This is a genomic window from Acinetobacter sp. 24-47-67, from assembly GCF_056779735.1.
In genome coordinates, this window is the sequence record NZ_JBWYIK010000001.1 from 332916 (window position 1) to 345673 (window position 12758).

Sequence of the window (12758 nt, forward strand, 5' to 3'; positions counted from 1 at the left end):
TCTTACATTTATGCTTGACACTAAAACTAAGTTTTCTTATATTTGATCTCGTAAACACAAAAAAGCCCGCAGACGGTCAAATCAGGCGGGCTTGCATACAACGGGGTCATTATGAATCAAACCGCATCACACAGTCAAACGCCGAAGTTTGACAAAGTTCAGAGTCAAACAACTCAAATCCTATATCAGCCACCTACTAAAGCTGAAATCAAACCTAAGTCATTCATTAAAGACACCATTCACAACATTGTTATGGCTCTTGTCGTAGTTTCAATTATGAGTGGTCTCACAACTGCTTGCTTCTATGCAGCCGATAAAGAAGCTGAGATTAAAGAAATTCAAAATCGATAAAACTAAAGCTTTCAAGAGTAATAGATGAAGAACCCAATCGAAAACAAGAAATTTCAAAAGCCTTTTCGAGAATTTCTAGGTAGACAAGGTCAAAACTTTCTAATTCGTTTGGGTCCAAGAATCTACTGCATTAAAGCCGATCTAAACATTTCACTTAAAAAATTCGATTGGTCAACAGTAAGAATTAAGGAATCAAACTCCGACTTATTCAGACCAATCACCAAGGATGAACTTGAAAAGCCATGGGTTCAAAAGTGCCTGTTAGCTGAAGTTTCTTACCAAATTCGTAGAGAGCAAAAGGTTTTACTACTGCAATCAATGAACGAAACAAGATTAAGAAATAAGCGTAAGTACGGCGGATCTTGGCTAGGGCGAAAATAATGAGCTACACATACAACAGTCAAACTCGCACAGTTGAAATCACATGCAGAGGCAGAGTTAAAACTTATCGAGATATTAATCTGCATGATATCGAAGCTTGTATTAAAGACTTTGTGAGTACGTGGGGGTATAGATGATTTTTAGAATAAAACAGCGTGACCTTCAAGCCTTCAAAATTTGGCTTGTACTGCTCGGGTATGTACAGAAAGACCTTGCTGACGGTGGCGCGACATTTAAAGGCAAAGGCACAAAGCTGGATTATGTGCTTATTGATTCAAAGATGAGTGGCAACTCTGCATGTCAGAAGTTGTATGAAGAATTTAAAGTCCATTTGGTTAGTCCATTGGATGTGAAATTGGCGAAGGTGGCGTGATGGATATTTCAAAAAAACCTACACTGGCAGAAAAACAGGCTTTTTGGACTGAACAACTACCGAAATTTGAATCAAAATATTGGTTGCCAAGTCATTTTGAATTTCTAATTTTTGATATGGATCAAGGCAACTATGTCATCAAAGATGGTTTAGATCCAAGCTTCGACGATGATGCTACAGAAATTTGGCATCGCGTAAATACTGGCTGGGCAATGTGGAAAAAAGCCATTAATTTCACTAAAGCCCCAGCGGTGCCAGAGGTAAAAGATATTGGCAATGAATTGCAATCATGGGTAGCTGTATGGTCGTTTAAAGCAAGACATGATCGTGAAGACTACATTGTTGTAGACGCAAACCTTCTTGCTGAAAAAATCGAAAAACTAACTGGGGCGAATGCGTGATGGATATTCAGAAAGAAAGAGAGGCGTTTGAGGATTGGTTTGTTGTTAATTATCACGATGGCGATATTCACCCAAATCATCATCTTTTGGATTTTAAAGAGTGCGACCAAGAATATGTAGATGATCTAGTGAATATGCTTTGGGAAGCATGGCAAGCAGCCAAAGAGAATGCGGTGCAAGCAAGTAGAACTGACTTTGAAATTATTGATTCGACTATTCAGTTGGTTGATTTACTGGCTAATGCAAACCGCTTCCAACGCGATAAATCAAAACCACTCCCTTTTGAGTCTGAAAACCCACGAAATATGGAGTGGTGGCGTTTGGCTTGTCAAATCCAAGAGTTACTTACCGCTACCGATCCAAATAACTGTGACTTTGAAGAATATAAGACCATGATCGAAGCACAGGAGCCAACCAATGACTGAAATTCAACGCACAAACATTGATTTTGCAAAGAACTTTCTTGAATTGATTGGTCCTCGTGTAGGAAATGGAACAGGTATTCAAGGCACATTAACAGATGGTGAATTAGGCGCTCTATATCACATCGTTCAAGAGTGGTTATTTGAACATGATTTACCTGGAAGCGTGGTTGAGAGCTTAAGGGAGGTCTCATGAAAGCCGTAGAATTTATTGCTAAGTTTGGGTGGCAAGAAGCTATTGATTTGTGTGAGTTAGGTAGTGGTCGCTGTGATTTTGGTGAAGTGACGACACACACGGATGATCTAAAACACTACGTTGATGCTTATGAGTTGATTAAGAAACTCGGCGGCATCCAAGCTGCTAAAGATGCAGCTTATCAAAACACGATGAATGTAGATGGTTTTGATCCAAGCAAAATTGAAAGTGCAATTGCCTTGGTTGAAGAAGTGGAAAAATTTAAGGGGGGTGGCTCTATGAGTACATCGGATCTAAAACCTGAAGAGCGATTAACTCAGCTCATACAATCTGGCGCAAGTCTTGTGGGTCATACCGACTTTGCCAAAATCATGGGACTTAAAGCAAATACAATCCGAGTTTGGGCTACTCGAGGCAATGGACCAATTAAACCAGTGATCATTAATGACACTTATAAATGGCGTTTGACTGATATTAGAAATTTGGTGGGTGTGTGATGGGGTCTAATTATTATTTATTTGGTGATGTCGGTACCAGTAAAAAAATTGAAGTACTTCATGGGGATTGTCTTGATGTGATGATCTCCATACCAGATAAATCTATTGATTTAATTCTTTGTGATTTACCCTATGGTACCACCTGTTGTGCTTGGGATGTTTTAATTCCTTTCGACCTGTTATGGCGCCATTATGAGAGAGTTATTAAAGATAATGGGGCAATTGTATTGTTTTCAGCCCAACCATTTACATCTTTACTAGCCTGCTCTAACCTAAAGTTATTTCGGTATGAGTGGATATATGAAAAACCTGCAGCTACCGGATTTTTAAACGCTAATAAACAACCATTACGCGCTCATGAAAATGTTCTGATTTTCTATAAATCACAGCCAACATATAATCCACAAAAGACCTATGGACACCAGAAAAAGAAATCTAAACGAAAAGATGTGGGCAGTGAGGTTTATGGAAAAGCGTTAAAGGTTCAGGATTATGAATCAACAGAACGCTATCCTAGATCGATACAGACGTTTAATAGTGATAAACAGAGAAACTCATTACACCCAACCCAAAAACCTGTCTCATTATGTGAGTTTTTAATCAAGACCTATAGCAATCCTAATGATTTAGTCTTGGATAATTGCATGGGTAGCGGTACTACTGGTGTTGCATGCATTAATACAAATAGAAGGTTTATTGGAATTGAAAAGGATAAAAAATATTTTGATATTGCTTACAAACGGATCCTGGGGGCATCAAGACTTCAAGATGTTGCATAAAATAAAATTTTAAAAGCCACTTAAATAGTGGCTTTTTTATTGCCTGCCCTGCTTACACTGATTTATTTTGACTGCTTACATAACGCTTACATGGATTCAAGAATTAAAAAAGCACCTAGAAGAATCACCTCTAAGTGCTTGAAATATTTGGTGGGCCCAGACAGACTTGAACTGTCGACCAACGGATTATGAGTCCGCTGCTCTAACCAACTGAGCTATAGGCCCTATAAATACTGATTTCTCAAGTATTTTCGAATCAGAATACTAGCCAATATCAAATTCAAAAACAAGGTTTTTCATTTTTTTATCTTCAGCTTGACCAAAATTTATTCATTGCAGTTTACAAATCACGTACGATCTTGATCATCTATAGAATTTCAGTCACAAATATGTGAAAAATTATGAATTTTCGGTAAGCGTCGAGGATGTAAAGTTTGCAGAGAAGATCTAAATTTAGTAGTCATTTTTTCTATAATTTATCACTAAAGGGATTGAATTTTTTAAAATGAAGTAAGAAACTCTGCCATATAAAATTCAAATATCTCTGTGAATCATGAAAAAACACATTGCCGAAATGGCATTTAAACTTGCTGGTGTCAAATATCATGTTGAACCGAATGTGCTTGGTGATAAACAAGTCATTATCGGTTTTGAACATACCACGATGATGGATGCTGTACTCTCAATCGCACTGTTTCAAATCCATGATATCCCGATTCACACACTAATTAAAAAAGAACTATTCAAAGGACCTTTTAAGCCAATTTTAGAAGGGGTTGGCGGTATTCCAGTTGACCGTCACTCAAATAAAGATATCGTGGCTCAAATGGTTGAACTCTTCAACTCCAATGACAAATTTAATCTCGTGATTGCGCCTGAAGCGACTCGTGCGAAAAATGGTGAACAACGTAAACCGATCCGCACCGGTTTTTGGCATATCGCAAAAGCCGCAAACGTTCCTATCGTTTTCTTGTTTGTAAACCAAAAAACCAAACAAGGCGGAATTTTTGGCAAAATCATGCCATCAGACTTGGATCATGATTTGAAGTTGATTCAGGAACTTTATAAGGAACATACAGGTTTAGACATTATTATTCCTGAACCTAAGAATAAAGCCTGATCTTGAACAATTGCTAAAATAAGGGTCTTTATTAAAAAAAAGCCCTTATGGTAGAATTTCGCAGATTTGATTAGGCATAAGGCCAATCTACAAGGAGCATATTTCGCATGGCGGGTCATTCCAAGTGGGCCAATATTAAGCATCGTAAAGCTAAACAAGATGCTAGTCGTGGTAAAGTTTTCACAAAATATATTCGTGAAATTGTTACAGCTGCAAAACTCGGTGGTCCAGATGCAGCAAGCAACCCACGTCTTCGTGCAGTTGTTGAAAAAGCATTGTCCGTTAACATGACTCGTGATGTCATCAACCGTGCCATTCAGCGTGGTGCTGGTGGTGAAGACAATGATGATTTAAAGGAAGTCACATACGAAGGTTATGGTGTTGGTGGTGTAGCTGTTATTGTTGAGACAATGACTGATAACTTAAACCGTACCGTACCAGATGTTCGTCACTGCTTCTCTAAAACAGATGGTAACTTAGGTACTAACGGCTCAGTTGCTTTCCTTTTCACAAAACGTGGCGAAATTACTTTTGAAGATGTTTCTTTAGAAGACCAAATTATGGACGTTGCGTTGGAAGCTGGTGCAGAAGACATTGAAGTGACAGAAGATGAAATTCTTGTGATCACTACACCAGAATCTTTTGGTACAGTGCAAGATGCTTTAGCGGCTGCAGGTTTAAAATCTGACAATGCTGAAGTGGTGATGAACCCTTCAACTAAAGCAGAAATCACAGATATCGATCAAGCGAAAAAAATCATGAAAATGATTGATATGCTTGAAGATTTAGATGATGTTCAAAACGTATATACCAACGTTGAATTCTCTGAAGAAGTTTTAGCACAATTGGATGCTTAATCTATATTCAGAATTAGAAAAACGCACCTTCAGGTGCGTTTTTTTATAACTGATGGTCGTCTTTATTTTGTAATTGCTTGAATTATGCTTTACTCAATAAACCATGACAGTTAAATACATCATATTCTTTAATGACAAAGCTTGAATGCAATGCCACAACATGATCAATTTTACCAATGCGCTGTAACAAAATCTGGCTATAATTTTCCATATCACGAGCAACAACTTCTATAATAAAATCAGCAGATTGCCCTGTGACTAAAAAAGCATTGATCACTTCAGGAATACTTTTAAGTTCATCTAAAAATTTTGCAAAAGTATCTGAGTCATGCTTACTCAATGATACTTGTAACAACACATGTAAATTAAACCCCAATTTTTGATAATTAATATCACGCTTTAAATTTGTCATGATATTGGTTTCAATGAGGTGTTTAATACGACGGTGCACTGAACTTACAGACAGGTTAATACGCTCCGAAAGCTCGTTCAGATTCAAATCTTCATGCGTAAGGATTTCTAAAATTTGTTTATCGTATCGATCTAATTCCATCTTCTTCTCAATATTTTCATGGCACAAAATGATTATGCGTTATTTTTTCAAAAATATCGATTAAAATGAAAATAAATTAACTAATCAGACAACTTAATAGAAAATATGCTCTGTTATATCCCGCGCCAATCTACCCGCGCATTTCGTTCGTTGGCATAAATACGTTTGACATATTGCCCTATCGGCAAATCAAGCAATTGATTTTGATAGTCCTCAAATTCAGATGAAACTGGCTGATGATATTCTCTTTCCCATGGTGTACCAGAGATCTCAAGTAGTGGAGCAAGCATTGAACAAACAGCGATATCTGCCAAACCTAAACGATCTCCTACCAAATATCGAGCTTGATTCTGAATCAATTGGTCGTTTAACTGCAAAATAATTTCATGCATATTTTCTTTAGCAAGCGCAACTTGTTCATCATCAAGTTGGTAGCTAGTTGAAACTAAAGTTTTAATAAGTGGCTTACTGATCTTTTGAAATTTTCTCAGATATCCTTTTTCACCAATCATGATTTCTAGCGGCTCATCGCTTTCAGATAAAGCTTGAGCAAGCCCCCAGCGCCTCACTGATACACCCAATTGATTACTCAGGTCATTAATTTCAAGTGCTTTTTTTCTTAACTTTAAATCTGATCTGAGCAATGAATGCTCTGGATAAACATCATCCAAATACAGGGCAATTTGGGTTGAATCTGCAATCCACTTTTCTTTATCACGTAATATCGGTAGAGAGTTTTGACCTGTTTTTAATTTTGCGAATGCACGATGTACGCCCGGAATCATATTTTGAGCAACATAATCCAATTCCTTATGATCAAGTAACCAGCGAGCTTTTTCACAAAAGTGAGATAAAGGAAACTGGTAAAGGATGCGCATAAAATCTCCGAAGTCTTGATCAATCATAGGATTTATTGTTTTGCTTACTTTATGCAACCCTATGCCAAAACACAATGTGATAATGCATCAATTGCAACTTAAATTGTTATTTTTGGAAATATGAATCCGTTAAATTATAAATGTTTAGCAAATCTTTATCTTTTTTATTGCAAAGTCTAAATGAATTCAACGTGTTTAGAGCACTGAAATTTATTAAAATTCATTATTAATCAAAATTTTAAGTTTTCTAATATTTTTCAATCGATATCTATATTTGTCTTAAGCATTTTTTTTGAATAGTTCAACGAAAACCAGCATTTAAAAAAAATATTCTATGGGCGTAGCGTATATCTCCTCAAAGAGGAATTGATCTATGTCTCGTTTAATTACTGAAAATGTTCATGTTATTGAAAATGATCAAGATGCCATTCATGCAGCCTATCATGTTGCTGATTATGCGCTCGAAGGTCGCAATCAGCGTGACCAACAACGAGCTTTACCATTTGCAGAAATTGAATTATTCAGCCAAAAAGGTTTAGGAGGCTTACGCATCCCCCACGTATATGGCGGTGCTGAAGTATCTCATCGTACCCTTGCCCAAGTATTTCGTATTCTAAATAAAGCGGATTCAAGTTTAGGGCAAATTCCACAAAATCAAATTGCATTGCTCAATATGATCAACATCATGGGAAGCGATGAACAAAAGCAATTTATTTTCAACGAAATTTTAAAAGGTAAGCGTCTTGCCAATGGGGGGCCAGAACGACATACCAAAGATACCAAGACTTTAGACACACACCTTGTTTTGGAGGATGGGAAATATCGAGTTTCAGGAAAAAAATTCTATTCTACAGGCAGTTCATTTGCACATTGGTTAGCCATCAAAGCCATACACCCTGAAGGTCACGTGGTTTTAGTTTTAGTGAACCGTGAATCCACTGGTGTCGAAGTGATCAATGACTGGGATGGATTTGGTCAACGTACCACTTCAAGTGGCACAGTGATTTTAGATCATGTTGAAGTTGATCCATTACTGATTTTTGATGAAAGAAAATTATTGGACGTCCCTAATTTTAGAGGTGCGTTTTCACAGCTGATGCAAGTGGCTATCGATGTTGGTATTGCTGAAGCAGCGTTTGAGGACATGTTGTTTGCGATCCGTAAAGCACGCCCAATTGTGGATGCACAAGTTGAACGTGCCAGTGATGAGCATTTCACCTTACAAGAAGCTGGCAAAGCTAATGTTTTGTTAGATGCCGCCATTCTTTTGCTTGATGAAGCAGCTGATTATTTAGATTCACTCAGTGTGGTTGAACAAATCTCCGATGAACAGATTGCTGAAGCTTCGATCAAAGTTGCTGAAGCTAAAGTCTATGCCAATGATGCTGCACTACATATCTCAGAGAAGTTGATTGAGCTCGGAGGAAGTCGCGCCAGCCTCAATGTCCATAATTTTGATCAACACTGGCGAAATGCACGTGTACATACCCTTCATGATCCTATTCGCTGGAAACTTCACGCGCTGGGTTCGTATTACTTAAACCATACTTTTCCTGCACGTCATGCCTGGATTTAAGGAGTCATCATGTCATCTTTACAAGCTTTAGAGATCCAAGAATCAGGCAGTTATAGACCAGCGCATATTATTCGCTCTGATGAAGAAGCATTAAAAGTCGCACACGAACTTGCAGAAAAGTTTAAGTACCGTACATCTGAACGAGATTTAAATCGTGAGCTTCCTCATGAAGAAATCGAAGCGTACAGTCAATCTGGCTTATGGGCCATTACAGTACCTCAACAATATGGCGGTGCCGATGTTTCTATTCATACACTGACAAAAATCATCGCATTAATGAGTGGTGTTGATGGCTCTATCGGACAAATTCCACAAAATCATTTCTATGCACTTGAAATTTTGAGGAATACTGGGTCTGAGGCTCAAAAAAGACGTTTATTTACTGAAGTTTTACAAGGTGCTCGCTTTGGAAATGCCTTGGCTGAGTTTAAAACTAAAAATGCAGCACAACGCCATACCTCTTTAAGACAAGTCGAAAATGGTTATGTCCTCAATGGAGAAAAATTTTATTGCACTGGCAGTCTATTCGCTCACCGTATTCCAACCCTTGCTAGTGATGAACAAGAGCGCCCGTTTCTAGTCATTGTTCCATATGATAGCGAAGGCTTAAGCCTATTAGATGACTGGAGTGGATTTGGTCAACGTACCACAGGCAGTGGGACTGTTAAATTTGAAAATGTACAGATTGACCCAGAGGATATAGTCCCTTTTGATTTGGCTTATTCAACTGCCACCATTTCAGGTCCATTTGCACAAATTATTCATGCCTCAATTGAAACAGGCATTGCTCGAGCTGCTTTTGAAGAAACATTAATACGCGTTCGTCAAGCACGCCCTTGGATAGATGCAAAAGTTGAACATGCCACTCAAGACCCTTTGACACTATACGAAATTGGTCGAATTGCAACAGACGTCAAGGCCACCGAGTTACTACTAAAACAAGCAGCGCAAGCGGTTCAAGATGCCAAAGTCTCCCCTTCAGAACATTCAGTTGCACATGCTTCTATTCAAGTGGCTAAAGCACGTGCACACAGTACCGAGACTGCACTAAAAGTCTCGTCAAAACTGATTGAACTGGCTGGTAGTCGTGGAAGTCAACGACAAGATAATCTTGACCGATACTGGAGAAACGCACGTGTTCACACCTTGCATGATCCAGCGCGTTGGAAATATTTCTTCATAGCCAATTATGTTTTAAACGGCGTATTCCCCCCAAGACGAGGTACGCTGTAATGACAAAAATTCAATCGAAACCTCAAAAACAGATCCTGTTCAATGCATTTGATATAAATTGTGTAGGTCATATCAACCATGGGCTTTGGACACACCCACGTGATCAATCCTACCGATTTAATGAATTAAGTTATTGGACAGAACTCGCTCAAACTTTAGAGAAAGGTCTTTTCGATGGATTATTCATTGCCGATATTACTGGCGTTTACGATGTCTATCAAAATGGCATTGATCTAACCTTGAAAGAATCGATTCAACTGCCGAGCCATGATCCAAGCACGCTGGTGTCTGCAATGGCAGCCGTCACACAGCATTTGGGTTTCGGTATTACAGTGAACTTAAGTTATGAATCTCCTTATCAATTTGCTCGTCGCTTCGCGAGTCTGGATCATCTGACCCAAGGACGTTTGGGATGGAATATCGTCACAGGCTATTTGGATAGCGCAGCGCGATTGGTCGGTCAGCAAGGACTGAAAGATCATGATTTACGTTATGAACAAGCTGAAGAATTTTTAGAACTCTGCTACAAATTTTGGGAAGGCTCTTGGGAAAATGATGCTGTCATCCAAGATAAGCTCAATCGCATTTTTACCGATCCGACTAAAGTACATACGATCCACCATCAAGGACAGTTCTATAACAGTCACGGCGTCTTCCAAGTCTCGCCTTCAGTGCAACGTACACCTGTGCTATATCAAGCAGGAGCATCACCTAAAGGACTACAGTTTGCCACTCGGCATGCAGAAGCCATGTTTATTGGTGGAGATACTGCTGAAAAAATTGCGTCGCAAACACAAAAGATTCGCCAATTAGCCCATTCACACGGTCGTGATGGTACAGCAATTAAATTATTTGCGGGTATCACTGTCGTTACTGCTGAAACAGATCAACAAGCGCAAGAAAAACTGCAGGACTATATTCAATATGCAAGTCCTGAAGCAGGGATTGCGCATTTTTCAAGCTCAATCGGAACAGACTTAGGTCATCTAAAAGATGAGGATGCTATTCCATATAAAAAAACCAACAGCATCGTTTCTGTAAATGAGCGCTTTAAGGAAAACAAAGTCACTTTGGCAGATTTAAAAGCTCAGCATGTACTCGGTGGACGTTATCCCTTATTTGTTGGCAGTGGAGCAACAGTTGCTCAACAGCTAATCGAATTCATTGATATTTCTGGATTAGATGGTTTTAACCTTGCCCGTACAGTCGCTCCAGAGTCACATCAAGATTTTATTCGTTATGTCATTCCTGAACTCCAACAACGTGGTCGCTATAAGACCGCCTATGCTGAGGGTAGCTTAAGGCACAAGCTATTCAATGCGGGAGATCATTTACCACTTTCACATCCTGCACATCATTTCCGATGTCCAAGCTCAACACAAGATATACAACAATCAAATTTAAATCCTATACACCAACATTCAGCTTAAGTTTTTAATATTTAGGGGTCTTTCTATGGCACAAGCTCAGTCTTCTCGACTTAAATGGATCGGCGTTGCAATCGCCATTATTGTGATTGCAGCGTTTGCATGGTCCTTATTGAAAAAAAATGATCAACAAGAAATTGTGATTGGCATTAGCCCACCATTTGCAAAACCACTTCAAGCCGCAATTGAAGAAGCAAAGGCTCAAGGCATTCATGTACGTTTGGTAGAATTTTCAGATTGGAATACACCCAACATCACCCTAAATCATGGGGATATTGATGCAAATTATTTTCAGCATCAACCTTTCTTGAATAATGCGTTAAAAGAAACCAACTTTAAGCTCAAACCCTTGGGCATCGGCTCAGGAACCCATGTCGGTTTATATTCAAAAAAATATAAAGCGATTAGTGAAGTTAAAAATGGCGCTCGAGTTGTACTGCCAAATGATCCTGTGAATCAGGGTCGCGCCCTACTCCTCTTACAACACGCTGGATTAATACAACTTAAGGATTCCAACAACCACTTATCCAACTTAAAAGATATTAAATCCAATCCAAAAAAATTAAACTTTATTGAAGTCGAAGGCCCGCAAACTGCGCGTGCCGTAGATGATGCAGACCTCGTATTTAGCTATCCAATGTACCTACGCTTAGCGCAAACAATTGATCCAAATGATGCCTTAATTTTGGATGAAATTAACAACACGCTTTATGCCATCTTATTTGTTGTTCGCGATGACTTTGAACAAACTCAGCCTGAAAAAGCAGCTCAACTGAAAAAATTTATCCAAATTTATCAAAGCTCAGACAAAGTTAAACAAGCATTGAATGAGGATATTGGTGAAAAACTATGGTTCAAAGGCTGGAAATAAGGAGTGTTCATGTCTACTTCAACTCAATCATCTAAATTCATCCAAATTGCAGTCGTCGTCGTCGCAGTACTGGCGGCCTTAGTGGGATATCGTTATATCAGTCAAAACTCAAATGATAAAGTGATTAAAATCGGCATTAGCCCACCCTATGCTGAATTACTGCAAAGTGTCGCTGAGGATGTAAAAGCACAAGGAATCCATCTCGAGTTGATTGAGTTTTCAGACTGGCAAGCACCCAATGTCGCTGTACAAAATGGTGATATTGACGCTAATTTCTTTCAACAAAGTGTTTTTCTAGCGAATGCAGTGCGTGAAACAGGCTATGACCTTGTGCCTTTTGCGAAAGGTTCAGGAAGTCATGTCGGACTTTATTCAAAAAAATATCAATCCCTACAGGAAATACCTGATCAAGCAAAAGTAGTCGTACCAAATGATCCAGTTAACATGGCACGTGGTTTAAATTTGCTGGCTCGTGCAGGCTTAATTCAAGTTAAAGATATTAATAATGAACTCACCAGCACCCGAGACATTATCAGTAATCCTAAAAGACTCAAGATTATTGAAGTTGAAGGCCCGCAAACCGCGCATGCTTACAATGAAGCTGACTTAATTATGGGTTTTCCTCATTATTTGAAAATGGCAAAAGTTGCTGATCCTACATCTGCACTGTTATTAGATCCGATCAATAAAAAATTTGCGATTTTGTTTGTAACGCGTCGGGATTATCAAGATCAGGATGAAAAATTAAAAACTGTGGTTGAAACCTTCCAAAACTCTGCAAAAGTCCGTCAGATTCTAGACAAAGACTTTGGACAAGGTTTGTGGTTTGAAGGCTGGAAATAA

General features: G+C 38.7%; 17 protein-coding genes and 1 tRNA gene. 15 read left to right on the top strand and 3 right to left on the bottom strand.

Annotation, left to right across the window (positions count from 1 at the left end; translation table 11 throughout):
• Nucleotides 1-111 precede the first annotated feature (111 nt).
• The 8 genes from AC1M9K_RS01740 (at nucleotide 112) to AC1M9K_RS01775 (ending at nucleotide 3400) form a co-directional block, all read left to right on the top strand.
• On the top strand, nucleotides 112-351 hold the full coding sequence (locus AC1M9K_RS01740) for a hypothetical protein (protein ID WP_481588323.1): 240 nt from the start codon (nucleotides 112-114) through the stop codon (nucleotides 349-351).
• A gap of 24 nt (nucleotides 352-375) precedes the next feature.
• The gene (locus AC1M9K_RS01745) at nucleotides 376-732 is read left to right on the top strand and encodes a hypothetical protein (protein WP_481588324.1); all 357 of its coding nucleotides are present in this window, start codon (nucleotides 376-378) and stop codon (nucleotides 730-732) included.
• 133 nt (nucleotides 733-865) lie between these two features.
• Nucleotides 866-1105 carry a hypothetical protein gene (locus AC1M9K_RS01750; RefSeq protein WP_481588325.1) on the top strand — a complete coding sequence of 80 codons (240 nt, stop codon included), beginning with the start codon at nucleotides 866-868 and terminating at the stop codon, nucleotides 1103-1105.
• Nucleotides 1105-1506, top strand: coding sequence for a hypothetical protein (locus AC1M9K_RS01755; RefSeq protein ID WP_481588326.1), 402 nt, complete (start codon nucleotides 1105-1107; stop codon nucleotides 1504-1506). Before AC1M9K_RS01750 ends, AC1M9K_RS01755 begins: the two co-directional genes overlap by 1 nt.
• A complete protein-coding gene (locus AC1M9K_RS01760; protein WP_481588327.1) occupies nucleotides 1506-1931 on the top strand; it encodes a phiTE_015 family protein in 426 nt (141 codons plus the stop codon). The genes AC1M9K_RS01755 and AC1M9K_RS01760 overlap by 1 nt, the downstream gene beginning before the upstream one ends.
• Nucleotides 1924-2124, top strand: a complete 201-nt coding sequence (locus AC1M9K_RS01765) for a hypothetical protein (RefSeq protein ID WP_481588328.1) — start codon at nucleotides 1924-1926, stop codon at nucleotides 2122-2124. The genes AC1M9K_RS01760 and AC1M9K_RS01765 overlap by 8 nt, the downstream gene beginning before the upstream one ends.
• Entirely contained in the window at nucleotides 2121-2621 is a 501-nt protein-coding gene (locus AC1M9K_RS01770; RefSeq protein WP_481588329.1) for a hypothetical protein, read from the top strand. Before AC1M9K_RS01765 ends, AC1M9K_RS01770 begins: the two co-directional genes overlap by 4 nt.
• Nucleotides 2621-3400 (top strand): DNA-methyltransferase, encoded by a 780-nt coding sequence (locus AC1M9K_RS01775; RefSeq protein WP_481588330.1) that lies wholly within the window; start codon nucleotides 2621-2623, stop codon nucleotides 3398-3400. The genes AC1M9K_RS01770 and AC1M9K_RS01775 overlap by 1 nt, the downstream gene beginning before the upstream one ends.
• 148 nt (nucleotides 3401-3548) lie before the next feature.
• On the opposite strand, the gene AC1M9K_RS01780 is transcribed toward AC1M9K_RS01775, so the two are convergent.
• A tRNA-Ile gene (locus tag AC1M9K_RS01780) sits at nucleotides 3549-3625 on the bottom strand.
• Nucleotides 3626-3953: 328 nt separating this feature from the next.
• On the opposite strand from AC1M9K_RS01780, the gene AC1M9K_RS01785 reads away from it, so the two are divergent.
• Together AC1M9K_RS01785 and AC1M9K_RS01790 are read left to right on the top strand one after the other, a co-directional pair.
• Nucleotides 3954-4520, top strand: a complete 567-nt coding sequence (locus AC1M9K_RS01785) for a 1-acyl-sn-glycerol-3-phosphate acyltransferase (protein ID WP_481588331.1) — start codon at nucleotides 3954-3956, stop codon at nucleotides 4518-4520.
• Between the two features lie 107 nt (nucleotides 4521-4627).
• Nucleotides 4628-5377, top strand: coding sequence for a YebC/PmpR family DNA-binding transcriptional regulator (locus tag AC1M9K_RS01790; protein WP_035264495.1), 750 nt, complete (start codon nucleotides 4628-4630; stop codon nucleotides 5375-5377).
• An 82-nt stretch (nucleotides 5378-5459) separates the two neighbouring features.
• Here the strand turns inward: AC1M9K_RS01790 and AC1M9K_RS01795 are convergent, their stop codons facing one another.
• A complete protein-coding gene (locus AC1M9K_RS01795) occupies nucleotides 5460-5930 on the bottom strand; it encodes an Lrp/AsnC family transcriptional regulator (protein ID WP_035264497.1) in 471 nt (156 codons plus the stop codon).
• 113 nt (nucleotides 5931-6043) lie between these two features.
• Complete coding sequence (locus tag AC1M9K_RS01800; RefSeq protein ID WP_180027696.1) at nucleotides 6044-6808, bottom strand: glutathione S-transferase family protein; 765 nt, start codon at nucleotides 6806-6808, stop codon at nucleotides 6044-6046.
• Between the two features lie 373 nt (nucleotides 6809-7181).
• On the opposite strand from AC1M9K_RS01800, the gene AC1M9K_RS01805 reads away from it, so the two are divergent.
• Genes AC1M9K_RS01805 through AC1M9K_RS01825 form a run of 5 tightly spaced genes read left to right on the top strand, consistent with a single transcriptional unit; the run spans nucleotide 7182 to nucleotide 12758 of the window.
• The gene (locus AC1M9K_RS01805; RefSeq protein WP_481588332.1) at nucleotides 7182-8384 is read left to right on the top strand and encodes an SfnB family sulfur acquisition oxidoreductase; all 1203 of its coding nucleotides are present in this window, start codon (nucleotides 7182-7184) and stop codon (nucleotides 8382-8384) included.
• A gap of 9 nt (nucleotides 8385-8393) precedes the next feature.
• A complete protein-coding gene (locus AC1M9K_RS01810) occupies nucleotides 8394-9617 on the top strand; it encodes an SfnB family sulfur acquisition oxidoreductase (protein ID WP_481588333.1) in 1224 nt (407 codons plus the stop codon).
• Nucleotides 9617-11047: an LLM class flavin-dependent oxidoreductase gene (locus AC1M9K_RS01815; RefSeq protein ID WP_481588334.1), complete on the top strand. Its 1431-nt coding sequence runs from the start codon at nucleotides 9617-9619 to the stop codon at nucleotides 11045-11047. Before AC1M9K_RS01810 ends, AC1M9K_RS01815 begins: the two co-directional genes overlap by 1 nt.
• A 25-nt stretch (nucleotides 11048-11072) precedes the next feature.
• Entirely contained in the window at nucleotides 11073-11915 is an 843-nt protein-coding gene (locus tag AC1M9K_RS01820; protein WP_481588335.1) for a MetQ/NlpA family ABC transporter substrate-binding protein, read from the top strand.
• Between the two features lie 9 nt (nucleotides 11916-11924).
• The gene (locus AC1M9K_RS01825; RefSeq protein WP_481588336.1) at nucleotides 11925-12758 is read left to right on the top strand and encodes a MetQ/NlpA family ABC transporter substrate-binding protein; all 834 of its coding nucleotides are present in this window, start codon (nucleotides 11925-11927) and stop codon (nucleotides 12756-12758) included.